Below are 25,697 nucleotides of genomic sequence, written 5' to 3'. Positions count from 1 at the left end.
TGGCTAATGGGCGAAGAAGCAAGATTCAGCGGCTTACCCAAATAAAAAAGCCGAGATCAAGATCTCGGCTTTTAAAGTACCTTGGGTGGGAATCGAACCCACACTCCCGAAAGAACTGGATTTTGAATCCAGCGCGTCTACCAATTCCGCCACCAAGGCATTAGGTCAACTTATCTCTAAGTTGCGGAGTTTTTCTTTACCAACTCCCGACTTCCAATATTTTTCCCTTTTCCTTGCTTCGCACCTATCCTTGCATGATTCTTGATAAATCAACCTGAAAGGAGCATAAGGTCTGGTTGTCTTTTCCCAACCTCTATTGTGCCTTTTTGAAATGGGACTGCAAAGCTAAAAAATAATTTCATTTACAACCAAAAATACCTCGAAATATCCTTTAGCAACCCGAATTAATTTATAAATTTGCACCTCTTTTGAAAAAAAGAAGATTTAATAATCTAGTCGACAACAGATTACAATGCCGTACCAAGTTCCAGAACCCAAAATTTTTGCTTGTACCCAAAGTACAGCACTTGGCGAGAAAATTGCTGCATCCTATGGGGCAAACCTTGGAAATGTACTTTTTTCAAGATATAGCGACGGGGAATTTCAGCCATCGTTTGAAGAATCTATCCGTGGAGCAAGGATTTTTATCATTGGATCTACCAATCCCAGTTCGGAAAATCTGATGGAGATGTTGCTTATGCTTGATGCGGCCAAAAGAGCTTCGGCAAGACATATAACCGCTGTAATGCCCTACTTTGGTTGGGCCAGACAGGACAGAAAGGACAAGCCCAGGGTACCCATTGCCGCAAAATTGATTGCCAAAATGTTGGAAACTGCGGGGGCCACCAGAATCATCACCATGGATCTACATGCCGATCAGATTCAGGGGTTCTTTGAAAAACCAGTGGACCATCTGTTTGCCTCTACCCTGTTCTTACCCTATCTAAAAGGGTTGAAATTGGACAACTTGTGCATCGCTTCTCCTGACATGGGAGGTTCCAAACGTGCCTATGCATACTCCAAAGCCCTTGAAAGCGATGTTGTGATCTGCTACAAGCAACGTGCTAAAGCCAATGTAATTTCCCATATGGAGCTTATTGGCGAGGTGAAAGGGAAGAATGTTGTTTTGGTGGATGATATGGTTGACACTGCCGGAACCCTTACAAAGGCTGCTGACCTTATGATGGAAAGAGGGGCCTTGAGCGTGCGCGCCATTACCACACATGGTCTGTTGTCCGGTAATGCTTATGAAAAAATAGAAAAGTCCACATTGACGGAATTGATCGTAACCGATTCGATTCCCGTAAAAGAGGACAAGGATAAAATAAAGGTATTGAGCTGTGCGGACCTCTTTGCAGATGTTATGCACCGGGTTCACCACAACACCTCAATTTCCTCAAAATTCTTAATGTAGCCTTCGACTACGCTCAGGCCGATATGTCTGACAATTCGAAAATGAATAAGAATAAATTAAATATTTTATAGATAACAAAAGTTATGAAGTCAATTACTATCAAAGGATCCCAAAGAGAAAGCGTGGGCAAGGTATCTACCAAGGCCTTACGTAATGCTGGAAAGGTCCCTTGCGTGCTGTACGGAGGGGATAAGCCATTGCACTTTTCAGCAGATGAGCTAGCGTTCAGACATTTAGTGTACACCCCCAACGCGCACACGGCTGTGATTGAGTTGGAAGACGGACAAAAGTTTGATGCTGTATTACAGGATATCCAATTTCATCCTGTAACCGACAAAATCTTGCACATCGATTTTTATCAGTTGTTCGAGGACAAGCCCGTGACCATGAACATCCCCGTTCGTTTGGAAGGGAACTCTCCCGGTGTACGAAACGGTGGACGTTTGTTGTTCAGGAAAAGAAAGCTTTCCATTAAGGCATTGCCAAATCTACTTCCAGATTTTATTACCGTGGATATCTCCAAATTGAGAATTGGGGGAACCATTGCCGTGGAAACCTTGTTGAGCGATGATTTCACCATTCTACACCCGGATAGTACCGCGGTTGTTCAGGTAAAAGCCTCTAGAACATCTGTGGATGATTCTGAAGAGGAAGAGGAAGAAACTGAAGGAGCAGAAGGTGCAGAAGGTGCCGAAGGAGCAGCAGAAGGTGCTGAAGCCCCAGCTGCAGAAGCTACCGAGTAGGTTTCATCTCACCAAAATAATAGCATCCCCGTTTTACACTAAAGTAAAGTTTGGGGATGCTTTCTTATTTTTGGGCAAAACCCAATTAATTGATGCTGCAGTTGCTAAAGTCCCTTTTCGGCATTACAAAACCCTTGATTGAAGAACTTGATCCCATGAAAAAATTTCTGATTGTTGGCCTTGGTAACATAGGATCGGAATATGAGGAAACCCGACACAACATTGGTTTCCAAATCTTGGATTTTTTGGCCGAACAAGAAAGTTTTGCATTTGAAAACGGCAAATTGGGCGCAGTGGGCACCTTCAAACATAAGGGAAGAAGCGTCTTATGTATAAAACCTTCAACCTATATGAATCTCAGCGGTAAAGCTGTGAAATACTGGATGGAGAAGGAGAAAATTCCATTGGAAAATGTCCTTATCATCACGGATGACATCAATCTCACTTTTGGGACACTACGCCTTAAAACCAAGGGAAGCGATGGCGGGCACAATGGACTAAAACACATCCAAAACACCTTGCAGACCTCGCAATATCCCCGATTTAGATTTGGGGTTGGAGCTGAATTTAGCAAAGGCAGGCAGGTGGAATATGTTTTGGGAAAATGGAATGAGGACGAACGGGCGGCTTTGCCAGAGCGACTCAAAAAATCTGCAGACCTTGTGCGTTCCTATGTTTTTGCCGGCACCAAAAACACCATGAACCAATTTAACGGGACCTAGTACTTCTTAGAATACCCTAAAATCGAAAATCCCAGAGTCTGAAGTATTGCCCTGCGCATCCGTTGTGGTAATTCTCCAATAATAAACAGTATCTGACAAAACTCCCACGTCAATAGTGCTGGTTGTAGCATCCAAGGTTCCCAAGGAAGTAGTTGGAGGGTTTTGATCGGAGAAAAAGACTTCAAACGACTCAATATCATCTTCCACATCAGAACCGGACCACTCCAAGGTAACCTCATTGGACAAACTTTTCTGTACCGTAGATCCCGAAACGGGGCTCACCACTTGAGCCGGAAATGGAGCATAGTTGGTTTGGGAACCAGCATTGTAAAACAACCAAGTATCACTGGTTGCTGTTTGATCCGTATTGGAATTTCTTGAAGTCACCGTCCAGGAAAAAGGGGTTCCCTTTTCTATGGATAAACTGGCCGAAGTTGCAGCGGTGGAAATGGTCTGTGGAATATTGGTATCCAGGTTAACCACACTTAAGGTATACGTATCGGTATTGGCAGAAGCGCTCCACTCAAAAGTAACCTGACTCAGTGCATTGTTTATGCTTACCCCAGTGGTGCATTCCGAATTTTCATTGGGAAAAACCAAATTGGCTCCTTCGGGTGCAGGGGGTGTATCATCACCTTTGCTGCAGGAATACAACAAAACCAAAATGCTTAAAATTGCTAAAAACCGCTTCATTCCTTAATCATTTTAAATACTTGCTTGGTATCCAAGGTTTCAATCCTCATGTAATATGTTCCCTTGGCCAACAGGGAAACTCCAAGCTCCAAATCGTTTCCGTTCAAGGTTTCATCCTTGGTAAGCACCAATTGACCATTGGAAGCAAACACCTGAACCTTGACCAAGCCGTTATATCCACTTAAAAATACTTTGGCCGTATGGTTCACCGCATTGGGGTACAATATGGGTTTGGAAGATACAAAAAAGGACTCCTCATAAATTCCTTGGCAATCCAACCCTGTCGAAACCTTTAGGGTGTTCCTTCCTTCCTTCAGTTCCAGTTGAATTTCATTATCCAATGTCTGGGTGGCCAAACCATTGAGTTCGATAGTATATAAACTGCCCCCAGACATAGAAAGTGTCAAGGCTTGACCTTCCACTTCTGCAAAAACCGAAAGCAGCTCCGGTTGGGTCAGTTCCAGATTGAAACAAATCTCTCTAAACGTCACCGTACCATTGGTTCCTGTAATGCATAACGAATACGTTCCAGCTTCCAGGTTCCCAAAGGAATGGGAATTGGTAAAGTCCATATTGGAGGTTGTTCCGCCTCCATCCAAAACGGCTGTATAGGTTATGGAATTGTCAACCGCAGTTATGCTGATCGTTCCATCGTTGTTGTTTCTGCAACTCTCACTCTGAACTTCCACCGTAAAATTATCTGTAGGGAAGCGGTTGATCGGGCAACCGTTTGTATCCACTTCGGTTCCTTTTGGTGTCCCTAAGCAGAGGTCATCACCGTCATCAAACACCCCATCCTCGTCCTCATCAGGTCTAAATGCTCCTTCGGCACAAACCTCCAGCGTAAAGCCAATCAGGGAACCTCCATCACCTGTTGCCGTATCCAAAATTTCCAAGGTCCATTCCCCAAGTGCAGATTCACCAATAAATGAACTTAACGCCCCTAGAGGTTTTACGGTTCCCGATATGGCGGGATTGATTGCACAAACTATAGATGCCCCGTCATCATCAAAAGTGGCATTGATATTATTGGCATCCCCACAGGTATTGGAAATCAAGGTAACCTTTGTCCCCGAGGGAGAAGTCAAATTAATGATCAAATCCTCGAGGTAGGTGTGGTTCAATTCCAGGCTTACATTGACATCTGAAACAGAAAGATCTTCAAATATGCTAACAGTACTACTCACAGCCGATGTTCCCACAGATGAAATCTCCAATGGCAACCCAGCAGGTTCCAAAGTTTTGCAATCCACCTGGATGGTGGTAAAACTAAAAGGTGTTCCAAAAGTTCCTGCTCCACACGCATTGTTGGGTCTTACACGCCAAAAATATTCCGTTTGGGCGGCCAAGCTTGTGGTTTGATAGAAATTAAAAGGTACTGTAGCTGATTCCACAATATTGGTAAATGCTACATCCGTAGCCACCTCCACATCGTAGCTGGAATAGAGCACGTTGTCTTCCCAGTTCAATTGGGTGCGAATGGAAACATTGCCCTCTGAGTCCGAAGGGGATTGAAGGACAACCTCTGAAAAGCCATTATCCTTCACGATAAGGGTCAAGGGTACATTTTTGGTTACTGAAGCCGCAGTAGAGGTGACTGTAATGTTGTATTCCCCAGCAGCCACCCCATTTGTATTGGAAATAGTCAGTTGTACGGAAGTATCATCTGCGCTTGCCTGGGTTGGGGCAAAAACCCCCGTAAGACCTATTGGTAGATTGGCAGAAAAGGTAGATGTTTCACCAAAACCACCAAAGGTTTGGTAGGTGAACGGGATGATCAAATCATCGGGTTGGCAAACCTCATAAACCAAATCCTGAAAGCTCAATACCACCTGGGACTCTTGTATCGTAAAATCCGAAGCATTTACCGCAAAGAACACATTATCACTTGCTTTGATCATGATTCTTGCCGTTGTGGTGGCATCTCCTGGAATCAAAATTTCCTCCTCACCATCATTTAAGGTATCATCCGCCAAGGTTATGGGAAACGTGACACCCCCATCCAAAGAAAGCATAATGTCAACGGTTTGGGCATTGACAGGTAGAATGTTGGTATTGGATACATCCCAAGTCACTTGTTGGGTAGAACCCCCTTCGTAAACCTCATTGGTGCCTTGCGAAGTGACCGTAAAAGGTCCGGCAGAACTTACCACTTCCACATTTAACACATCTGAAACAACTTGACCTCCTCCGGCAGCATTATCGCGAACCGTAAATGCAAATTCAAAATTTCTGGCTACGTTGGAAACGGTTTCCCAAGCATCGTTGATCCCGGGTTCGGTTTGGGTAAGCTCACCTTGAATTACACTGGATAATTTTGGAAAATATCTGGCGGGATCCGTGGTCGGTGGCAAAGACCTAAAGTTGGCACCACTAGGGTTATCAGGACCAAAAGTCGCCGTGGTCACCACCCCATTATCTATCTGTTCCCAAGTATAGGTAAGTATGTCTCCTACGTCACTATCCGTTGCGATTCCCTCCAACACAAACGCGGTTCCTTTGGGAATAACATAATCCCCTACCGGGGTTAGCACTGGTGGATTATTGGTAAGCCCTGTTTCCTCTGCACAGGAAACGGACTGCAAATATGTGGATCTCTGCTGAATGCTATAAAAGTGAAAGTAATCGCTGCCGTTCGGAGTTACATTATTCCCAGGAACTATTCCCGCATACCCCATGATGGTTGTTCCACTGGCAGGTTCGGCTTGCACTCCTGTTCCTTCGCTCTCAAAAGACCAGGTATGGTTGGCTCCAAATTGATGTCCAAGTTCATGGGACACAAAATCCAAATCAAAAACATCTCCCTGGGGGTTAAACGCTGCAGAAAATGCACTTCCCTTTCGATTATCTGAACATACGGCCCCAATAAAACCTGCATTACCATTGTCCTGCCCTTGATCTACCTTGTGAAACAAATGCCCAACATCATAATTTTCCTCTCCTATGGTTGATGTCAAAGTATTCTGTACCTCAGAATTAAGGTTCCCATTGTAGGGATCCGTACCGGAATTCGTAAAAATTATCAGGTCATTATTGGGAATCAATTCCAGGGTGACCCCCAAATCGGTTTCAAAAACTTCATTGACCCTGGTCAAAGTTGTATTTATGGCCGCAAGGGCATCGGCAACCGTGCCGCCGTGGTGTTGGGTATATTCCCCGGAGGCGGAAACCGCAATCCGATATTTGCGCAATAATTGATCATCCACCAAAGGTGTGATAGTTTTGGCCACTAATTTTTGAATGTCTCCTGTTTTACAAACAAAGCTTCCTTTTCCGGAAGATTCTGCACCCTTTTCATATACTACGTAGGTATCCGCTTTATTGGACAGTTGTTCTATGAAGGTTGTTTGCTGGTTCTTCAGGTTTACCAGCATCCCATCCATCCCTTTATGGGAATTGCTCAACTTCACCTTGTATTGCCCATTTTGACTAACCCCAGTAAATGATTTTATCCCTGGATATTTCTTGGCCAAGTCTGGATGAAGTACCGAGGTCTCCTTCAAGTCAAATCCGATGATTTCCCCATGACCGTCTGGAAGATATACCGTGCGCTTGTCCCCACTGGTTTTGGACGCAGGAAGCAAATCATCCAATATTTGCCCCTTGTCCAAGGTATAGACTGCATTGGCCTTGTCCATATTGTTTTTCAGGGAGGCACTTTTGAAAGAGCTCTTTATCGGTATCGATTTCCAATAAGAACGTTGACCGTAGATCGAAAATGAGATAAAAAATATGGTAATTGATAAAACAAGATGTAATTTAGCTTTCATACTAAAGGGGCGTCGGTCAATTTCAAAAATAAGCCTTTTTTATTTCTTGTTTAGGTGGAAACAATCCAAGGCATTTCTCAGTTTACAGATACATCATTCAATACCGCGGTGACCATTGGAACCTTTGATGGGGTCCACATTGGACACGGCAAGATACTGGAACGCCTCATAAATAATGCCAAAAATGCAGGATTAAAATCCGTAGTACTTACTTTTTTCCCACATCCCAGGATGGTTCTTCAAAAGGACACGGACATTAAATTGTTGAATACCTTGGAGGAGAAAACCAAGATTTTGGAGGCCATGGGGCTGGATTACCTGATTGTCCATCCCTTTACCAAAGAGTTTTCCAGACTTTCGGCTACCGAGTTTGTTCGGGACATCTTGGTGAACAGTATCAAAACCAAAAAGATCATCATTGGATACGACCATCGATTTGGACGCAACAGAAATGCCAACATCCAGGATCTTATTTCCTTTGGAAATGCGCTGGATTTTGAGGTGGAAGAAATTCCAGCCCAAGAGATCAATGATGTCTCCGTGAGTTCCACCAAAATTAGGAATGCGCTTCAGGAGGGCGATATTATTACGGCCAACAAGTACCTTAGCTATCCGTACATGCTTACGGGCACTGTAAAAAAAGGCAAGGGTCTTGGTAAACAATTTGGCTTTCCTACGGCCAATTTGGACATTGCTGAGAAATACAAACTGATTCCCAAAAATGGGGTATACGTGGTAAAGAGTCGCTGGGACGACAATGATTATTTTGGAATGATGAACATTGGCTACAATCCCACCGTTTCAGGCAAAAAAAAGAGTATCGAAATCAACTTCTTTGAATTTGATGGGAATCTCTACGACAAAAAAATCCAAGTGGACCTACTCCATCGTATCCGGGATGAACACAAATTTGATTCCGTACAGGAGCTTCAAGAGCAGCTCAAAAAGGACAGAAAAACCTCGTTGGACTTAATTTCGAGCTAAAGTGAACCAGTTTCTTTTTAAAAAAATAGATAATGCCCAACTTATAGTTTTTAGGGTATTCTATGGCTTGTTGGTCAGCGCGGAATGTTATGGCGCCATTGCAACCGGTTGGGTGCGCCGCACCTTGGTGGAACCCAAATTTACGTTCAGTTTCATTGGGTTTGAATGGTTGCAACCCCTTCCCGGCAGTGGAATGTATATCTACTTTGCCATCATGGGCACCCTTGGGGTATTGATTACTTTGGGCTATCGATATAGATTCAGTGCCTTTGCCTTTGCCATCCTATGGACCGGGGTCTACCTCATGCAAAAAACATCTTACAACAACCACTATTATTTATTGATGTTGTTGTCCTATATCATGGCATTTTTTCCGGCAAACCGTGATTTTTCCCTGGACGCCAAACAAAATCCCAGTATCCGTTCCACTACCATGCACAACTGGATACGCTGGGCCATAATTTTGCAGCTTTTTATTGTATACACATACGCCTCGGTGGCCAAACTTTATGGGGATTGGTTGGATTTCAGCATTATTGAGATTCTAATGAAGTCCAAAGCGGATTATTACCTTATTGGTGATTTACTTCAGCAAAAATGGGTGCACAAAATTGTAGCGTTTTTCGGGATTTTTTATGATTTACTGGTGGTTCCTGCCTTGCTTTGGAAACCCACCCGTAAGGCGGCCTTCGCGTTTTCCATCTTCTTCCATCTGTTCAACAGTATTGTATTCCAAATTGGGATTTTTCCATACCTCTCCTTGGCATTTATCGTGTTCTTTTTCCCTCCGGAAACCATTAGGAATATTTTCCTAAAACGAAAAAGTGTGGAAACCAATAATACCCCGGCCATTCCCAAAAACAGGAATTTGATTGTATCCGTATTAAGCATCTATTTTATCGTACAATTATTGCTTCCTTTACGCCACTATACGTTTCAGGATGATGTGCTTTGGACAGAGGAAGGACATCGCTTGAGTTGGCGGATGATGTTGCGCAGCCGTGCTGGATCTATTCGGGTCAAAGCAGTGAACAAGGAAACCGGCAAAATCGAGGTCATAAAATTGGGCGACCATCTTACCAAAAAGCAGCGCAGAAAAGTATCTTGCTATCCTGATTTTACCTGGCAGTTTGCCCAATACCTTAAAAAGGAATATGCCAAAAAGGGAGAGGACATTCAAGTTTTTGTGGAAAATAAAGTGAAAGTCAATCAGGGGAAATTTCATGAATTTATTGATCCCGAAGTGGACCTGGCCAGCGTGCCGTGGAAACATTTTGGCCATAATGAATGGATTTTGCCTTCACAAGCTGAAGAATAGTTGTGCATCTTGCCTAGATTGAATTAAATTTGCGGCTCAAAACAAGGCCATGCTTCAATTACAGACTATTAGGGAGAATAAGGAAGGGATTATCACCGCACTAAAAAAGAGGAACTTGGATATTGAGCCTATCCTTTCCGCTGTGCTTGATTTAGATGAAAAACGACGTTCCATTCAGACCGAATTGGACGCAACTTTGGCCGAGTCAAACAAACTTTCCAAAGAAATTGGCATACTTTTTAAATCAGGAAAAGCAGAGGAGGCGAACACCTTAAAAGAGCAGACTGCAGGCTTAAAAGAGGCATCAAAGCAACTGGGTGAAGAACTCAATGCCACTGCGGAAGCGCTACAGGAACAGTTATATCTGATTCCCAACGTCCCTCACGAATCTGTTCCCGCGGGCAACACAGACGAGGACAACGAGGAAGTTTTTCGCCAAGGAGATATCCCAGAGTTGGCGGAAGGTGCATTACCGCATTGGGAGTTGGCGAAAAAGTATGACATCATCGATTTTGAGTCGGGTGTCAAGATTACAGGAGCTGGGTTTCCAGTATACAAGGGCAAAGGAGCACGACTTCAACGGGCACTGATTTCCTATTTTTTGGATAAGAATACAGCAGCGGGTTATACCGAGTTGCAGGTTCCACACATGATCAATGAGGCCTCTGGCTACGGCACAGGTCAATTACCAGATAAAGAGGGCCAGATGTACCATGTTCAAGCGGATGATCTATATCTGATTCCAACAGCGGAAGTTCCAATAACCAACCTACATAGGGACGACATGCTTACCGCTTCGGATTTACCCATCAAGTACACGGGCTACACTCCCTGTTTTAGAAGGGAGGCCGGAAGCTATGGCGCCCACGTTAGGGGGCTTAACCGATTGCATCAATTTGACAAGGTAGAAGTGGTTCGTATTGAACGTCCAGATGCCTCTTACAAAGCACTGGATGAAATGGTGGAACATGTTAAAGGGATTCTTGTTGAGTTAAAACTTCCTTATAGAATTCTTCGTCTTTGCGGTGGAGATTTGGGCTTTACCTCTGCCCTCACATTTGATTTTGAAGTGTTCTCCACCGCGCAGGATCGCTGGTTGGAGATAAGCTCCGTGTCAAATTTTGAGACCTTCCAGGCCAATCGATTAAAACTTCGTTTTAAGGATGAAAATGGGAAAAAGCAATTGGCGCACACCCTAAATGGAAGCTCCCTGGCCTTGCCTAGGGTTCTGGCAGGCATCTTGGAAAATTACCAAACCAAGGACGGTATTAAAATCCCGGAAGTATTGGTTCCCTACTGCGGATTTGATATGATCAATTAAGATTTGTTGTCCCTAATTTAGATTCACTTAACAGGAATTGGGGTTTTTCTACGTTATATTTGAAATAAAACGAGCTATTGCGATACTTTTTATTTCTTATAGCGTGTCTTACCATTAGTATTTCCTCCTATGGCCAAGAGGACTTTTTGGCCAAGCAATATTTCAATGATGGGGATTACGACAAAGCCTTGGTGTTTTATGAAAAATTGGTGAAAAAAAATCCTAGGCGCACGGACTATTCCGAAGGTTTGGTGGCCTGTTACCAACAATTGGAACGCTATGCTGACGCAGAGCAGTTTTTACTGAAAAAAGTTGAGGATGCCTATGCCTTTCCCACTTTCTTTATAGAATTGGGATATAACTACACCCTGCAAAACCAAGCTGATAAGGCTACTGAGTATTATCAAAGGGCCATCCAGAAAATAGAGGAAAATCCCAATTTTGGGTATAGTGTGGGGTACCGTTTTCAAAAGTATGCCTTGTTGGACGAAGCCATCCAAGCGTATCAAAAGGCCATGGTACTTAAACCCGAATTGAACTATGATTTTCAATTGGCCCGGATTTATGGGGAACAGGGACAGGTGGAAAAAATGTACCAGAGCTACCTGAATCTCATCAAGGAAGGCCGTACTTCCCGCTCCAATATTTTGCGTAACATAGACGATTTTATTTCGGAAGACCCTTCCAACGAGAACAATGTACTCCTTAGAAAGGTACTCTTAAAAAACGCCCAGAAGAATCCTGATATCTTATGGAACGAGTTGCTCAGCTGGCTTTTCATCCAACAAAAACAGTACAGTAGTGCATTCAGTCAGGAGAAGGCGATTTACAAGCGGACGGACGAAGTTTCCTTGGATCGGTTGGAAAATCTAGGTCAGATTGCTCTGGAAGACAAGGATTTTTCCAATGCCAGCAAGATTTTTGAATACATCGTGGACCATAGTGGCAATCCTGTTTCCAAGCTCAATGCGCAATTGCACCTAATCGATATTGATTTGGAAACGCCTGACAAAAACACCTTGAATGTGGTGGAAAAAAAGTTTGAAGCCTTGGTGCTCGAGTATGGAAACCAAAGCCAAACCTTGCAGCTTCAAATTGCTTATGCCAATTTCCTGACCTTCAAAAGGGAACAGCCAGCCCCAGCCATTGGCATGCTAAAAGAGAGCTTGGAGCTTCCTTTGAGCAACAGGGGTACGGCCTACGTAAAAATGGCCCTAGGGGATATTTTGGTGTATAATCAACAATTTAACCAGGCCTTGATTTACTTTACCCAAGTACAAAAGCGATTAAAAAATGATGTGCTGGGTCAAGATGCACGCTTTAAGGTAGCACAGACCAGTTTTTATAAAGGAGACTTTGATTGGGCACTTACCCAACTTAAGGTGCTAAGGGGTTCCACCTCTCAGCTCATTGCCAATGACGCCATGCAATTGAGCTTGTTGATTTCCGATAATTCCTTGGAAGATTCCACCCAAACAGCGCTTAAAAAGTTTGCCAGGGCCGATCTGCTGGCTTATCAAAATAAGAATATCCAGGCCATTGAAGCCTTGGAAGATATTTTACAGAACCACAAAGGTGAAAAAATCGAGGATGAGGCACTGCTAAAGCAGGGACAGCTTTTGGAGGGTCAAAAAAGATATAAGGATGCCGAGTTCAATTACCAGAAAATAGCAGAATTCTACGCCCACGATATTTTGGCAGACGATGCCCTTTTCGCCCTTGGGGAGCTCTATAGAACTGTATTGGACGAACCTGAGAAAGCCATGGCTCAGTACGAGAAAATTATTTACAACCATCAGGACAGTTATTACTTTCCCAAGGCCAGAAAGCAATTTAGGCGTTTGCGGGGCGATGCCATTAATTGATTCTTCCCTACTTTTGGGCCAATCAAAAGTTGGATTATGCTGATTTACAACGTAACCATCAATATAGATGAAACCGTACATGATGAATGGCTGACCTGGATGCGGGACAAACACGTTCCGGACATGTTGGCAACAGGAAAGTTTTCCCATGCCAAGATGGCCAAAGTCTTGGTGGAAGAAGAAATGGGCGGTGTCACATATTCCGTTCAATACACCACAAAGGATCGAAAAACACTGGAAGCTTATTATAAGGAAGATGCAGAACGCCTTAGATCCGATGGGCAAAAACTATTTCCGAACAAGTTTGTTGCCTTTAGGACGGAGTTGGAAATCATCAGTCAACAAATTCCGTAACCCTTGGAATACCTTTTCACTTATGGAACGCTACAAGACTTGCAGGTTCAGCAATATATTTTTGGACGCACCCTAACTGGTAAGTCCGATTTTTTACCGGGTTTTAAAAAAATGGAAAATGCGGTTTATGATCGCTATCCCCTAGTAATACAAAGTGGGAATCCCAAAGACACCGTTCAAGGCATGGTATATGAGGTAACCCCATTGGATTTGACCAAGTCGGATATCTATGAAACCAGCGCATACATACGAGAAAAAGTGGTATTGGAATCGGGCATTGAAGCCTGGCTCTATGTCAAAAATTCAAACTAACTTGCAAAAAAACGTCCCGTGTCCAAAAAAAATAAAATGAAACTTGGCAATGGCAAGCCAAAGCAGCGTAGGAACGGACACAATGAAAGTGCGGTAAAGGCCAAGAAATACTTAGGGCAGCACTTTTTAAGAGATGAAAGTATAGCAGAAAAAATTGCCCAAACCCTCTCCCTTAGTTCGTACTCCAATGTCCTGGAAATAGGTCCTGGAATGGGCGTGCTTACCAAGTATTTGTTGCAACGCGATTTGGAATTGGTGGCCATGGACCTGGACGAGGAATCCATTGTTTATCTAAACCACAGCTTTCGGCTGGAGCACCCGGAAGTGTTTCAGAAAAATAATCGGCTTAATATCTTGGAGGCCGACTTCCTCAAATTCGACCTAAAACAATTGTATGGGAACGAGCAATTTGCCATTACAGGCAATTTCCCTTACAATATTTCCAGCCAGATCATTTTTAAAATGTTGGAAATGCGCCAACAAATACCAGAGTTTTCAGGAATGTTCCAAAAAGAGGTTGCCCAACGCATATGCGAAAAACCTGGTAGTAAAACCTACGGTATCCTTTCTGTTTTGGTGCAGGCTTTTTACAAGGCGGAATATCTGTTTAGTGTCCCTCCTCAAGTTTTTGACCCCCCTCCCAAGGTACATTCGGGAGTACTGCGATTGACCCGCAGGGAAAATCTAAATCTCCCCTGTGACGAACATCTATTTTTTAAAGTGGTCAAGACCGCATTCAACCAACGGCGAAAGACCATTCGCAACAGTCTTAAATCCTTTGCCCTTTCTGATAATCTAAAAGAAGACACTATATTTGACCAGCGCCCGGAACAGCTTAGCGTAGCTGATTTTATTGGGTTAACCCAGAAGATATCCAATGACCCCATTTAAACTCACAGACGAGCTAATTGTCGAAATCAAACAACTGATTGCGGACAGGAAAAATGCCGAACTCAGGTTAATGATGAAGGAGTTCCACTATGCGGATATTGCAGAGATCGCAGAGGAACTCAAGGTAGATGAGGCCACTTACTTGATTAAACTACTGGACAGCGAAAAAACCTCGGACATTCTAGCCGAAATGGCCGAGGACATCCGGGAATCGGTATTGAACAACCTATCTGCCAAAGAAATTGCAGAGGAACTGGAAGAACTGGATACGGACGATGCCGCCGATATTGTAGGGGAACTTCCAAGGGAGATCATTCAAGATGTGATCTCGGAAATTGAAGACAAAGAGCATGCTGCGGACATTGTTGATCTACTCCGCTATGATGAGGATTCTGCAGGCGGCCTTATGGCCAAAGAACTGGTAAAGGTCAATGAAAACTGGAACGTCCTTACCTGTGTAAAGGAGATGAGGGCACAAGCTGAAAACGTAACCCGGGTACATTCCATTTACGTAGTGGATGATGATGGAAAACTAAAGGGCAGGTTGTCCCTAAAAGATCTTTTGACCACCTCTACCAAAACCCACATCAAAGATGTGTATATCCCCAAAGTAGATTATGTTACTGTAAATGAAAAGTCAGAGGAAGTGGCCAAGATCATGTCCAAATACGATTTGGAGGCCATTCCCGTGGTGGATGAGATTGGGAGATTGGCTGGTAGAATTACCATAGACGATATTGTGGATGTAATCAAGGAAGAAGCGGACAAAGATTATCAGTTGGCGGCAGGTATATCGCAGGATGTGGAGGCAGATGATAGTATTTGGGAACTTACCCGTGCTCGTCTACCTTGGCTGATTCTTGGATTGTTTGGGGGATTGGGAGCTGCAGGAATCATGGGTGGTTTTGAGGAAATGCTGGCCAAACATGCCATTCTCTTCTTTTTTACCCCACTCATTGCGGCCATGGCCGGAAACGTTGGGGTGCAGTCCAGTGCCATTATCGTTCAAGGTCTTGCAAACAACGACCTTAAAGGGAGTATCAGCAACAGACTGGTCAAAGAAATGCTCTTGGCCCTTTTGAATGGACTTATTCTAGCTGCATTGCTTTTGATCTTTACGTGGATTTGGCAGGGTGATTTCACAACAGCCTTGGCCATCTCTGTATCATTGATAGCGGTCATCATGGTTGCTGGATTTATTGGAACTTTTACGCCCTTATTTTTGGATCAGCGCGGAATTGATCCCGCAATTGCCACTGGTCCTTTTATAACCACAAGCAATGATATCTTTGGCATCCTGATCTATTTTTGGATCGCCAAACTAATTCTTGGAATCTAAGTCAAAAACTATGAAACCCATTAATCTTAGAGAAAAACATGCAGCGTTTGCCAAGCAATGGCACCCCCATCAAATTGCGGTGGTGGACGACATGCAGGTACTCCTGGCCAAATTGCAGGGCGAGTTTGTTTGGCATGCCCATGAACATGAAGATGAACTGTTTCAAGTGATAAAGGGCACTTTGTACATGCAGTTTAGGGATCGAACCGAGATTGTGAAAGAAGGGGAGATCATTGTGGTCCCCAAAGGAGTGGAACACAATCCCAAAACCAAGGACGGTGAAGAAGTCCAAGTACTCCTTTTTGAAAAATTGAGTACTGCACATACGGGCAGTGTGCAACACGAAAAAACCCAAACTGTTTATCCAAAAATTTAGGAAACCAAAATCTACTGATGAAAGTTCTTCACCTTGATACCAACCATCCCTTGTTGTTAGAGCAATTTTCCGAATTGGGTTTTGAAAATGACGAGGATTACCAATCCACCAAGGAACAAGTTGAAAAGAAAATCCATTTATATGATGGTATTGTTATCCGCAGCAGATTCACCATAGACCAACAATTTTTGGACAAGGCCACCAACCTAAAGTTCATTGGTCGTGTTGGGGCGGGACTGGAAAATATTGATACCGCTTATGCCATACAAAAGGGTGTTTTTTTAGCCTCTGCCCCAGAGGGTAACCGCAATGCTGTTGGCGAGCACGCTCTTGGAATGCTCTTATCCCTGATGAACAAGATGAACAAGGCCAATAGGCAGGTGAAGAAAGGCAAATGGGACCGCGAAGGCAACCGTGGTGTGGAGTTGGAAGGCAAGACAGTAGGGATCATAGGATACGGAAATATGGGGAAGGCCTTTGCCAAAAAGCTCAAGGGTTTTGATGTGGAAGTTATGTGTTACGACATTGTTGGGGGTGTTGGTGATGAAAATGCGAGACAAGTGGGCATCATGGAGTTTCAACAAAAATCAGATGTGGTAAGCCTGCATGTTCCCCAGACCGAACTTACCATGGGCATGGTCAATTCCGAATTTATTAAAGGTTTTCACAATCCCTTTTGGCTGATCAATACGGCCCGGGGGAAATGCGTGGTGACGAAGGATTTGGTGGAAGGCCTGAAATCTGGAAAAGTGTTGGGTGCCGGATTGGACGTTTTGGAGTACGAAAAAAAATCCTTCGAGAATATGTTTGCGCAAAAGCCCAAGGCCCTCAAATATCTCCGTAAAGCCAAAAATGTACTCTTGACTCCGCATGTAGCCGGTTGGACCGTGGAAAGTAAAATAAAATTAGCACAGACCATTGTAGACAAAATCCAAGAGAGATTTTGCTAAATTTAATAGGTGAAGAAGACCGTATTTGTTTTTTCCGCCTTAATCCTTGCCTTACTTATCCTTTTTCAGTTGGGCAAGTACTCTTACGTCTCTGGAAACCTCTCCATAGAAATTGGAATCGCCGTTGTGGCCGTTGTTTTTTTCATTATCGGAATTTACATTAACAAAAGGACCTTGAACCATGAAAGGAAGACCTCCAACCCAATTGATTCCGAGAAGATAGAAAAGTTGGGGATAAGTAAAAGGGAGTACCAAGTGTTGGTTTGTATTTCCAAAGGGTTGTCCAACAAGGAAATTGCCGACCAGCTTTTTGTTTCCGAAAGTACCATCAAAACGCATGTCTCCAACCTCTTGGTAAAACTCGATGCCAAACGGAGAACACAGGCTATTCAAAATGCCAAGAATCTAAAGATTTTGGCCGCCTAGTTGAATTTTTACCCAATTATCAGCTTTTTGGTACTTTAGTATGAGCACCTTATTGGCCGCCTTACCTACTTTTAGCTCAACCAATTAAAACAACGTCTATGAAAAAAACAGTATTCCGTTATGGATTTTATGGAGCACTAACCATTTGTTTGCTCTTCTTGATCAGTTGGTACGGATTGCGTGATTTGTCCTTTTCCGCACAGGAACTAATTGGATATGCTTCCATGGTCATTTCCTTGGGCTTTGTCTATTTTGGGATCAAGCATTTTAGGGATAAGGAGAACCATGGAAAAGTGAATTTTAAAAAAGCCTTGACCGTTGGCGTGCTGATCAGTTTGATCACGGCCTTAGCCTTTGGGTTATTGGACGTTTTGTTCACCGAGGTGTTGGAACCTGAATTTATGGAAGAATACTACGAAGCCACGGTCAAAAGTATGAGGGATTCACTACCACCTGATGAATTTGAAGTACAACTTGCAACAATCGAATCGCAAAAGGAAATGTTTTCAAATCCCATATTTTCTTTTGGACTCATGGCCATGACCGTTTTTGTAATAGGGTTTATCATTTCGCTGATCTCCGCCCTGATCTTACAACAAAAATAAGATGAGAGAGGAGGTGCTTGGTGCTTGGTGCTTGGTGCTTGGTGCTTGGTGCCTAAAATTTACCGAATCCAGCGGATTGATACTTGTTAACTGTTAAATTGAAAAAATATGACCATAGATGCCAAAACCCCGGATGAATACATCAGTAAACTCCCCGAAGAAAGAAAAGCGGCAGTATCCAAATTGAGGGAAACTGTAAGAGACAACCTCCCCAAGGGATTTGAGGAGTGTATAAGCTATAAAATGATTGGCTATGTGGTTCCGCATTCGCTATATCCTGGTGGATACCATTGCGACCCAAAATTGCCATTGCCCTTTATCAATATTGCATCCCAAAAACACTTTGTTGCGCTCTATCATTCCGGGATTTATGTCGATAAAGCATTGCTGGATTGGTTTGTGGGGGAATATCCAAAATATGTGAAGACCAAATTGGACATGGGAAAGAGCTGTATCCGGTTCAAAAAAATGGATGCCATTCCCTATGACCTGATTAAGGAATTGTGTCAAAAAATGAGTCCCGAAGCGTGGATTCAATTGTATGAAAAAAACGTAAAAAGGTAATATGAAAAACAGAGTAACAGGAATTGGGGGCTTTTTCTTTAAGACCAAGGATCCCAATCAAATAAAGGAATGGTACAAAACCCATTTGGGATTAAATACAGATCAATATGGATGCACCTTTTGGTGGAGGGACAAAGAGGGCAATGATTGCTCAACGCAATGGGGGCCCTTTAAAGATGATACTACCTATTTTCAACCTAGTGCTAAGCAGTTTATGATGAATTTTAGAGTGGAAAATCTAGTTGAGTTGTTAGCGGTTTTAAAAGAAGAAGGGGTAACCATTGTAGGTGAGGTAGAAGAGTACGACTATGGTAAATTTGGATGGATCATGGATCCCGAAGGCAACAAACTGGAACTCTGGGAGCCTGTTGATAAAGCTTTTCTATAGATATTGATTTATTTGTTACATTTAAAACACAATTAACCAACACATTAAAACAATGTCTGAAGAAAACAAAGATTTGGGAGATAAAGCTGAAGAAGCTTTTGACAACGCAAAGGAAGCAGCAAAAGAAGCTGCAGAGGATGTAAAGGAAGCCGCTCAAGAATTCAAGGAAGATGTCAAAGAGGCCTTTGATGCGAACAATCCGGAAAGCGGAAAGACCGTAGCCATTCTTGCCCACATTACCTTCTTGGGATGGATTATTGCCATTATCATGAATAGCAGCAATAAAACGGAACTTGGTTCATTCTATATTAGACAGACCTTGGGAATTTTCTTAATTGGGATTTTATCCGTCATTCCCCTCCTCGGTATTTTGGTCGGACTTTTTTGCTTTGTGCTTTGGATTGTTAGTTTGATAAATGCCATAAATGGATCTCAAAAGCCCATATTTTTGGTTGGAGATTTGTTCCAGAACTGGTTCAAAGGATTATAAAAAGGTTATCAAAAAGCTAGGAAAAAGTTTCTTAGCTTTTTTGTTTAAAGGTTTTATCGTAATATTGCAATATAAAAGTATAATTGCCGTTCAGTAAAACATATGGGAGTTTCCAAAACACACATATTTTCAGTTTCGCAAAATGAACTGGCCCAGGCCGCCAAAGTGTTGGCGCATCCAGCCCGAATTGCCATTTTGGAATACGTCAGCCGACAAGAAAATTGCATCTGCAACGATTTAGTGGATGTGATTGGGCTTGCCCAACCCACTATCTCACAACACCTCAACGAAATCAAGAAAATTGGACTCCTCAAAGGAACTTTTGAGGGAAAAAACCTTTGCTATTGCATTAATCAGGAACGCTGGGAGGAACTGCAACAATCCTTCAATGTGTTCTTTTCAAATATTAACCAAAACTGTTGTCAAATATGAATACATCAGAATTTATTTCATTATTAAAACAACATCAAGACAAAAGCTTGTTGTTCGAGTATACCCCAGGAAAATTGGTTGGGGCCAATTACCATATTACCGAGGTAAAAAACATTACCATAGATGCCGTGGATTGCGGAGCAGGTACTGATTTTTGGAAGGAGACCATTGTACAATTATGGGAAAGCCCAAAGGAAAAAGACAAAAGGGAATACATGTCCGTGTACAAAGCCTTGTCCATTCTTAACAAGGTAGACCGAATCAAACCTATGGTTAAAGATGCCGAAGTCAAAATTGAATACAGCAATGAAACATTTCACACCGCCCAACTTTTTGTGGAGGATTATGCGCTGGACCAAAAAACATTGACTTTGAAACTCTCTGTTGAAAAAACAGATTGCAAGGCCAAAGAAACCTGTGGGGTTGAGGTAAAAGGAGAAAATGGTATGCTAGAGGCCTCTGCCGGGTGTGCTCCTGAAAGTGGTTGCTGTTAAAGAACCTATCCCATGCACATACGCGAAATGAAACCATCGGACTGGGAGCAAGTTTCCCAAATTTATTGGGAGGGCATAGCTACTGGTTTCGCCACATTTGAGCAACAAATCCCAAGCTATGAGGCTTGGGACAATGCTCATGTGGAACACTGCCGATTGGTTGCGGAGGTCGATGGTAATATCCAGGGCTGGGCAGCACTGTCCCCTGTATCCAGTAGATGTGTTTATGGTGGGGTTGGAGAAGTCAGCGTGTATGTAAGTACAAAAAGCAGGGGAACAGGCGTGGGCCAATTATTGATGGAAAGTCTCATAACGGCTAGCGAAGCAGCGGGTTATTGGACCATCCAATCCGGAATTTTCCCAGAAAACGAAGCGAGTATCAACTTGCATAAAAAGGTGGGGTTTCGATATATTGGGAAAAGGGAACGCGTAGGCAAAATAGATGGTGTCTGGAAAGACAACCTCTTATTCGAGAAAAGAAGTAAAACCATAGGAATAGATTAATTAATGCCAATGTCACATTGAGCGCAGTTGAAATGGCATTGGTAGAACAAACGTAAACTGTCCGCCTCTCGACTGCGCTCGAGGGGACAAATCAAAGAAAATGAAAAACGTATTGGTCCTTTGTACCGGAAATTCGTGCCGAAGTCAAATGGCACATGGTTACCTAAACTATTTTCAAGATTCCCTGGCAAATGTATACAGTGCAGGAATCGAAACCCATGGACTTAATCCCGGAGCTGTGTCCATTATGAAGGAAGATGACATTGATATTACCCATCATACTTCCAATCATGTGGACGAATATGAGGGAATCGAATGGGACTATATCATTACCGTGTGCGATCACGCAAAGGAAAATTGCCCCTTTATCCCTGCCCCGAATGCAGAGCGTATCCACCACAACTTTTTTGACCCCTCCAAGGTAGAGGGTACCCCAGAGGATAAACATGCAGCCTTCCTCAAAGCCAGGAACGAAATAAAGGAGTTCTGCAGCAATTTTGTGAAGGAAGAATTACTAAACTAGACTCAGATACGAATAGTTTAATTAAATGGCGGTTGGGTTATGCCCTTCTGCCATTTTCTGTTTTTAAAGGCCGTAGTCAATGGGTAGCATATCCCCAATTCTGGAATCTGCCATATATCCTCCAAAAACCAATTCCTTAAAGGGGGTACAACTTCCATATCTATCCAAGGAAAACACAGTTTCCGGTTTCTGGATATTTAAGGTAGAGCGATAGTATCCTTTTTTCTTGTGATAAATCACAAACTGCTCCCCCAAAAATTGGATGTTCCTAAAATCTTCCAGGGAATCGTTTTTGACCACAAACATTTCAGTTGTTGGAATGTTCTTGAACTTTTTCCGTAGCTCAAAATTCTGATGAAGAAGATTCCCTTTCCAACAGGAACGCATAAAGTGCATTCTGGAGCCCTCATAGGCATTTTTCCTCCGTTTTAGCACCCTGTAGTTTTTGGAGGCCACATCAAAAAATTGTGCAGACCCCTCATAGATCGTATGGAAGATGTTATCAATGCGCTTAAGACTGGTGCTCTTAAAATAAATTTTGAACTGTTCAATTTCAAAGGATATCCGATAGCCCAAATAGTCATTCTGAACAATTAATGGCCGATCACTGTGGGCTGTTAAGGTGTTGTTGTAGGTATTAAAAAATAATCGGATATCCTCTTCATTGACAATGTTGCTATTCTTACCTCCCTTGGTATCGCCTAAAAATTCAAGCCGAAAAACATTCAATTTCTGCTTTCGGGAAAAAGGGTCAGCGGTCACAATAATTTCATCCAGGCTTTCAGCCTCTTCTGTCAAAATGATACGTAGATGTACTGTACCCTGCGGCCGCACCAACTTTTCGGTTTTATAGCCCAGATGTCTGATCACCAGGACCGCATTGCTACCGGAAAGGGCAGGAATCTGAAAGTTGCCCTCTAAGTTGGTAATGGTGCCAACAGCACTGCCATCATAATACACGGAAGCTCCGGTGATGGGTTCTTTGGTCTTGGAATCCAATACCACTCCTGAAATTTCTTGTGCTGCGCCATATAGAGAACATAATACAAATAGGATGGGCAGTAGAAATTTTATCTTAACCATTACCATTGCCCAGTTTCCTTTCCAATTCGGCCTGGAACTCTTCCATTACCGGTTTCACGGTGCTTTCCGGCAAATCCGCAATTCGAATATACATGAGTCCGTCCACTGAGTTGTTGAATAAGGGGTCCACATTAAAGGCCACCACCTTTGCATTTTGTTTGATGTACTTCTTGATCAATACAGGTAACCTAAGACTTCCCGGTTCCACCTCACTGATCAATTTGTCAAACTTATTGAGGTCCGCTTGGGTTTCATCAAACACAAACTCCTTGTCCGCATCCTTCAACTGAACCTTAAACTCCTTTTTGGGTCTAACATATTGGGCCACATAGGGATCCCAGTAGTTAGACTTCATAAATTCTATCATCAGGGATTTGGAAAAATTGGAGAATTGATTGCTAATACTGACTCCGCCAATCAAATATTTGTGTTCCGGATGTCTCAAGGTGGTATGCACAATTCCCTTCCATAGCAAGAACAAGGGCATGGGTTTTTGCTGATACTCCTTTACAATATATGCTCTTCCCATTTCGATGGATTGCTCCATCATGCCGTAAAGCTCTGGCTCAAATCGGAATAAATCCTGAAGGTAAAATCCATCGATCCCATACTTTTTGAAGATTTCCTTACCCAATCCCATTCGGTAGGCCCCAACGATACACTTCTCCTCATCGTCCCAAAGAAACAAATGATGATAGTACGAATCAAAGCCGTCCAGATCTATGGCATTATTGGTTCCCTCTCCTACTTCCCGAAATGTAATTTCCCGTTGTCTTCCTATTTCATTCAGAATAAATGGCATGTCCTTCTCTTGGGCCAAATACACCTCGTAGTTTTTGCTTTGCAATAAACGGCAATCCTTCTCCCGTAATTTTTCTATCTCTCCCTGTAGTACTTCCGCGCCAACCTGGGTTGCAATTTTCTTGGGAGGTTTGGGAATCTTCAATGTCGTGGGCACCTTGTCTATGAGTCGTTCCTTCTCAAAAACATTGGCCAACAAATAGGTCTTTTTCCTAAGCAGTTCCGTAAAAGATTCCAAAGTGGGTTCTTCGTTCTGTGTTTTTACAGAGATGGGCTGACCAATCCGAACCTTAATGGGACGCCGGCTTTGCGAGGTCAATTCCGAAGGCAATTTAGCCGTACGGAATACGTCGTTTATTTTGGACAGCTTGTAAAAAAGCCGGCTGTTCCGCGCATGGAAATAAATGGGAACCACGGGCACCTCGGCCTTGCGAATCAATTTGAGTGCCGCCTCTTCCCAGGGTTTGTCCACAACCAATTTTCCATCCTTATAAGTGGACACTTCTCCAGCGGGAAAAATCCCCAATGGATGACCTGCCTGCAAATGCAAAAGTGCGTTTTTGAACCCCATAATGCTGCTTTTGGCATCTTTGTGGTTCTCAAAAGGATTCACCGGCATGATGAAGGGTTTTAAAGGCTCTATGCGGTGCAAAAGAAAGTTGGCAATGATGCGGAAATCTGCCCGCTGTTGCAACATTAGCTTTAACAGCAATACACCATCAATTCCACCCAGTGGGTGATTGCTTATGGTAATATAAGGCCCAGTTTTGGGTAGTCGCTTTAGGTCTTCTTCAGGAATCTCAAAGTCAATTTCGTAATGCTCTAAAATAGCATCCAAAAACTCCGTTCCCTGCAACGATTTGTTCTTGTTGTAAAATCTATTTATGCTGGTAATCTTGGTGGCCACCATCAGCAACCATCCTACAAAGGTCCCTAAAAAGCCATATTTGTCCAGATTGATGACCTTTGCAACCTCTTTCGCAGAAACCAGCCCCATAAGTTAAATATTAGGTAAGCATAAAGATAGAAAAATACCAATATTGGCACGGCCTTACCTGATCATTTGGGAAACATTATTTTACAACGAGCTGAACTGTCTCTTTTCCACGCTGTTCCACCAAAACTGACCGTCCATTTTCCAAGGATTTCACCGCGTTATCATCAAAATGTCTGATGGTATAAAGGGAAACATCTTCATGACAAACCACTTTAAACTTTCTTTTCAACTCGTCCAACATGGGTTGAAGCCCATTGAACTTATTGTCCAAACAAACCGAAAAACTAATCGCTGAATTTTGGATCAAATCCACTTTCATCCGATGGTCGTGGAGCAATTTGAATATTTCGCTGATATTGTTCTCCACAATGAAAGAGAAATCCAGTGAGGAAAGTTTGATCAGTACCTGGTTCTTCTTCACAATAAAACAGGGTACCTTTGGAGATATCCCTACCCCTTTGCCCACAGTGGTACCATCGTTTGTTGGGTTGACAAAGGATTTAACATGTAAAGGGATCTCTTTGCGTTGTAACGGCTGAAGCGTTTTGGGGTGTATTACTGAAGCTCCATAAAATGCCAGTTCTATAGCTTCTCGGTACGAGATTTCGTTCAACAGTTGGGTCTCATCAAAATTCCGGGGGTCGGCATTCAGCACTCCGGGCACGTCCTTCCAAATGGTCACGGAATCTGCATTGAGGCAGTAGGCCAATATAGCTCCTGTATAATCCGATCCTTCCCTTCCAAGGGTAGTAGTGAAATTATTATCATCGCTACCTAAAAAACCTTGGGTAATATAGAGCTTGGAAGTGTCCAGTTTGGATACCTGCTCTTGGGTCCGTTCCCAATTTACCTTGGCATCCCTATAGCTATTATCCGTCTTAATCAAGTTGCGTACATCTTGCCAAATATTGGGCAGTCCAACTTCATTTAGGTACTCACTAATGATTGTGGTAGAGACCAATTCGCCATAACCGACCACCTGATCGTAAACAAAGGCATTTTTAGGGGACTTGTTCCAGGCAAGAAAGCCTTTCACCTCTTCAAAAAGTGTTTTTACCTTCCCATAAACTGGATGATTTTTATTTTCGAACAGCTCTGAAAGGATGGCTTCATGATATTCCCAAACCTCCTGTATACTGGAAGATACTTGACTCTTGTTATTAAAATAGGCAGCTACCACCTTTTCCATGGCGTTGGTGGTTTTTCCCATGGCAGAAATCACGACCAAGGTGTCTTCATGACCAACTTCTTTTAGAACTTTGACGACATTTTTCACCGCCTCGGCGTCTTTGACCGATGCCCCTCCAAACTTAAATACTCTCATTGGTTACTTAGCTA

28 protein-coding genes and 1 tRNA gene are annotated in these 25,697 nt (G+C 43.0%); 22 read left to right on the top strand and 7 right to left on the bottom strand.

Annotation, left to right across the window (positions count from 1 at the left end; all coding sequences use genetic code 11):
* Nucleotides 1-77: 77 nt before the first annotated feature.
* Nucleotides 78-159, bottom strand: a tRNA-Leu gene (locus ACO6S0_RS19475).
* A gap of 6 nt (nucleotides 160-165) precedes the next feature.
* Nucleotides 166-333, bottom strand: a complete 168-nt coding sequence (locus ACO6S0_RS19470) for a GIY-YIG nuclease family protein (RefSeq protein WP_422351854.1) — start codon at nucleotides 331-333, stop codon at nucleotides 166-168.
* A gap of 139 nt (nucleotides 334-472) precedes the next feature.
* Here ACO6S0_RS19470 and ACO6S0_RS19465 point away from each other — a divergent pair, with 139 nt between their 5' ends.
* The 3 genes from ACO6S0_RS19465 (at nucleotide 473) to pth (ending at nucleotide 2,879) form a co-directional block, all read left to right on the top strand.
* Nucleotides 473-1,414, top strand: a complete 942-nt coding sequence (locus tag ACO6S0_RS19465; protein WP_422349942.1) for a ribose-phosphate pyrophosphokinase — start codon at nucleotides 473-475, stop codon at nucleotides 1,412-1,414.
* Between the two features lie 83 nt (nucleotides 1,415-1,497).
* Nucleotides 1,498-2,157, top strand: a complete 660-nt coding sequence (locus ACO6S0_RS19460; RefSeq protein ID WP_422349941.1) for a 50S ribosomal protein L25/general stress protein Ctc — start codon at nucleotides 1,498-1,500, stop codon at nucleotides 2,155-2,157.
* A 92-nt stretch (nucleotides 2,158-2,249) separates the two neighbouring features.
* Nucleotides 2,250-2,879 carry an aminoacyl-tRNA hydrolase gene (gene pth, locus ACO6S0_RS19455; protein WP_422349940.1) on the top strand — a complete coding sequence of 210 codons (630 nt, stop codon included), beginning with the start codon at nucleotides 2,250-2,252 and terminating at the stop codon, nucleotides 2,877-2,879.
* Nucleotides 2,880-2,885: 6 nt separating this feature from the next.
* Here the strand turns inward: pth and ACO6S0_RS19450 are convergent, their stop codons facing one another.
* The gene (locus ACO6S0_RS19450; protein WP_422349939.1) at nucleotides 2,886-3,572 is read right to left on the bottom strand and encodes a hypothetical protein; all 687 of its coding nucleotides are present in this window, start codon (nucleotides 3,570-3,572) and stop codon (nucleotides 2,886-2,888) included.
* Nucleotides 3,569-7,210 carry a reprolysin-like metallopeptidase gene (locus tag ACO6S0_RS19445; RefSeq protein WP_422349938.1) on the bottom strand — a complete coding sequence of 1,214 codons (3,642 nt, stop codon included), beginning with the start codon at nucleotides 7,208-7,210 and terminating at the stop codon, nucleotides 3,569-3,571. The genes ACO6S0_RS19450 and ACO6S0_RS19445 overlap by 4 nt, the downstream gene beginning before the upstream one ends.
* Before the next feature lie 186 nt (nucleotides 7,211-7,396).
* Here ACO6S0_RS19445 and ACO6S0_RS19440 point away from each other — a divergent pair, with 186 nt between their 5' ends.
* From ACO6S0_RS19440 to ACO6S0_RS19350, 19 genes are all read left to right on the top strand, one after another.
* Nucleotides 7,397-8,326 (top strand): bifunctional riboflavin kinase/FAD synthetase, encoded by a 930-nt coding sequence (locus tag ACO6S0_RS19440; protein WP_422349937.1) that lies wholly within the window; start codon nucleotides 7,397-7,399, stop codon nucleotides 8,324-8,326.
* 1 nt (nucleotide 8,327) lies between these two features.
* Nucleotides 8,328-9,644, top strand: coding sequence for an HTTM domain-containing protein (locus ACO6S0_RS19435; RefSeq protein ID WP_422349936.1), 1,317 nt, complete (start codon nucleotides 8,328-8,330; stop codon nucleotides 9,642-9,644).
* 49 nt (nucleotides 9,645-9,693) lie between these two features.
* Nucleotides 9,694-10,965, top strand: a complete 1,272-nt coding sequence (gene serS / locus ACO6S0_RS19430) for a serine--tRNA ligase (RefSeq protein ID WP_422349935.1) — start codon at nucleotides 9,694-9,696, stop codon at nucleotides 10,963-10,965.
* Nucleotides 10,966-11,042: 77 nt separating this feature from the next.
* Nucleotides 11,043-12,830, top strand: a complete 1,788-nt coding sequence (locus ACO6S0_RS19425) for a tetratricopeptide repeat protein (protein ID WP_422349934.1) — start codon at nucleotides 11,043-11,045, stop codon at nucleotides 12,828-12,830.
* A 36-nt stretch (nucleotides 12,831-12,866) separates the two neighbouring features.
* Nucleotides 12,867-13,184 (top strand): DUF4286 family protein, encoded by a 318-nt coding sequence (locus ACO6S0_RS19420; protein ID WP_420401813.1) that lies wholly within the window; start codon nucleotides 12,867-12,869, stop codon nucleotides 13,182-13,184.
* A gap of 3 nt (nucleotides 13,185-13,187) precedes the next feature.
* A complete protein-coding gene (locus ACO6S0_RS19415; protein ID WP_422349933.1) occupies nucleotides 13,188-13,496 on the top strand; it encodes a gamma-glutamylcyclotransferase family protein in 309 nt (102 codons plus the stop codon).
* 36 nt (nucleotides 13,497-13,532) lie between these two features.
* Complete coding sequence (gene rsmA / locus ACO6S0_RS19410; RefSeq protein ID WP_422349932.1) at nucleotides 13,533-14,387, top strand: 16S rRNA (adenine(1518)-N(6)/adenine(1519)-N(6))-dimethyltransferase RsmA; 855 nt, start codon at nucleotides 13,533-13,535, stop codon at nucleotides 14,385-14,387.
* Entirely contained in the window at nucleotides 14,374-15,726 is a 1,353-nt protein-coding gene (gene mgtE, locus ACO6S0_RS19405; RefSeq protein ID WP_422349931.1) for a magnesium transporter, read from the top strand. The genes rsmA and mgtE overlap by 14 nt, the downstream gene beginning before the upstream one ends.
* Before the next feature lie 10 nt (nucleotides 15,727-15,736).
* Nucleotides 15,737-16,102 (top strand): cupin domain-containing protein, encoded by a 366-nt coding sequence (locus ACO6S0_RS19400; protein ID WP_422349930.1) that lies wholly within the window; start codon nucleotides 15,737-15,739, stop codon nucleotides 16,100-16,102.
* A 17-nt stretch (nucleotides 16,103-16,119) separates the two neighbouring features.
* Nucleotides 16,120-17,052, top strand: a complete 933-nt coding sequence (locus tag ACO6S0_RS19395) for a 2-hydroxyacid dehydrogenase (protein ID WP_422349929.1) — start codon at nucleotides 16,120-16,122, stop codon at nucleotides 17,050-17,052.
* 9 nt (nucleotides 17,053-17,061) lie between these two features.
* The gene (locus ACO6S0_RS19390; RefSeq protein ID WP_422349928.1) at nucleotides 17,062-17,478 is read left to right on the top strand and encodes a response regulator transcription factor; all 417 of its coding nucleotides are present in this window, start codon (nucleotides 17,062-17,064) and stop codon (nucleotides 17,476-17,478) included.
* A gap of 98 nt (nucleotides 17,479-17,576) precedes the next feature.
* Nucleotides 17,577-18,083, top strand: coding sequence for a DUF4199 domain-containing protein (locus ACO6S0_RS19385; protein ID WP_422349927.1), 507 nt, complete (start codon nucleotides 17,577-17,579; stop codon nucleotides 18,081-18,083).
* A gap of 108 nt (nucleotides 18,084-18,191) precedes the next feature.
* Nucleotides 18,192-18,647: a DUF1801 domain-containing protein gene (locus ACO6S0_RS19380; protein ID WP_422349926.1), complete on the top strand. Its 456-nt coding sequence runs from the start codon at nucleotides 18,192-18,194 to the stop codon at nucleotides 18,645-18,647.
* Between the two features lies 1 nt (nucleotide 18,648).
* Complete coding sequence (locus tag ACO6S0_RS19375; RefSeq protein ID WP_422349925.1) at nucleotides 18,649-19,035, top strand: VOC family protein; 387 nt, start codon at nucleotides 18,649-18,651, stop codon at nucleotides 19,033-19,035.
* Nucleotides 19,036-19,087: 52 nt separating this feature from the next.
* A complete protein-coding gene (locus ACO6S0_RS19370) occupies nucleotides 19,088-19,525 on the top strand; it encodes a DUF4870 domain-containing protein (RefSeq protein WP_422349924.1) in 438 nt (145 codons plus the stop codon).
* A gap of 102 nt (nucleotides 19,526-19,627) precedes the next feature.
* Nucleotides 19,628-19,957: an ArsR/SmtB family transcription factor gene (locus tag ACO6S0_RS19365; protein ID WP_422349923.1), complete on the top strand. Its 330-nt coding sequence runs from the start codon at nucleotides 19,628-19,630 to the stop codon at nucleotides 19,955-19,957.
* A complete protein-coding gene (locus ACO6S0_RS19360; protein WP_422349922.1) occupies nucleotides 19,954-20,451 on the top strand; it encodes a DUF6428 family protein in 498 nt (165 codons plus the stop codon). Before ACO6S0_RS19365 ends, ACO6S0_RS19360 begins: the two co-directional genes overlap by 4 nt.
* A gap of 12 nt (nucleotides 20,452-20,463) precedes the next feature.
* Nucleotides 20,464-20,955 (top strand): GNAT family N-acetyltransferase, encoded by a 492-nt coding sequence (locus ACO6S0_RS19355; protein WP_422349921.1) that lies wholly within the window; start codon nucleotides 20,464-20,466, stop codon nucleotides 20,953-20,955.
* A 100-nt stretch (nucleotides 20,956-21,055) separates the two neighbouring features.
* The gene (locus ACO6S0_RS19350) at nucleotides 21,056-21,478 is read left to right on the top strand and encodes an arsenate reductase ArsC (protein WP_422349920.1); all 423 of its coding nucleotides are present in this window, start codon (nucleotides 21,056-21,058) and stop codon (nucleotides 21,476-21,478) included.
* Between the two features lie 63 nt (nucleotides 21,479-21,541).
* On the opposite strand, the gene ACO6S0_RS19345 is transcribed toward ACO6S0_RS19350, so the two are convergent.
* The 3 genes from ACO6S0_RS19345 to ACO6S0_RS19335 all read right to left on the bottom strand — a co-directional run bounded on the left by ACO6S0_RS19345 (nucleotide 21,542) and on the right by ACO6S0_RS19335 (nucleotide 25,683).
* Nucleotides 21,542-22,561 carry a carboxypeptidase-like regulatory domain-containing protein gene (locus tag ACO6S0_RS19345; protein ID WP_422349919.1) on the bottom strand — a complete coding sequence of 340 codons (1,020 nt, stop codon included), beginning with the start codon at nucleotides 22,559-22,561 and terminating at the stop codon, nucleotides 21,542-21,544.
* Nucleotides 22,554-24,359, bottom strand: a complete 1,806-nt coding sequence (locus ACO6S0_RS19340) for a GNAT family N-acyltransferase (RefSeq protein WP_422349918.1) — start codon at nucleotides 24,357-24,359, stop codon at nucleotides 22,554-22,556. The genes ACO6S0_RS19345 and ACO6S0_RS19340 overlap by 8 nt, the downstream gene beginning before the upstream one ends.
* A gap of 76 nt (nucleotides 24,360-24,435) precedes the next feature.
* Nucleotides 24,436-25,683, bottom strand: coding sequence for an aspartate kinase (locus tag ACO6S0_RS19335; protein WP_422349917.1), 1,248 nt, complete (start codon nucleotides 25,681-25,683; stop codon nucleotides 24,436-24,438).
* Between the last annotated feature and the right edge of the window lie 14 nt (nucleotides 25,684-25,697).

Source organism: Flagellimonas sp. (genome assembly GCF_965233845.1).
In the GTDB taxonomy this organism is placed as follows: Bacteria; Bacteroidota; Bacteroidia; order Flavobacteriales; family Flavobacteriaceae; genus Flagellimonas.
Note: the sequence above shows the minus strand (reverse complement) of the source record. Positions and strands in the feature narration are given on the sequence as shown.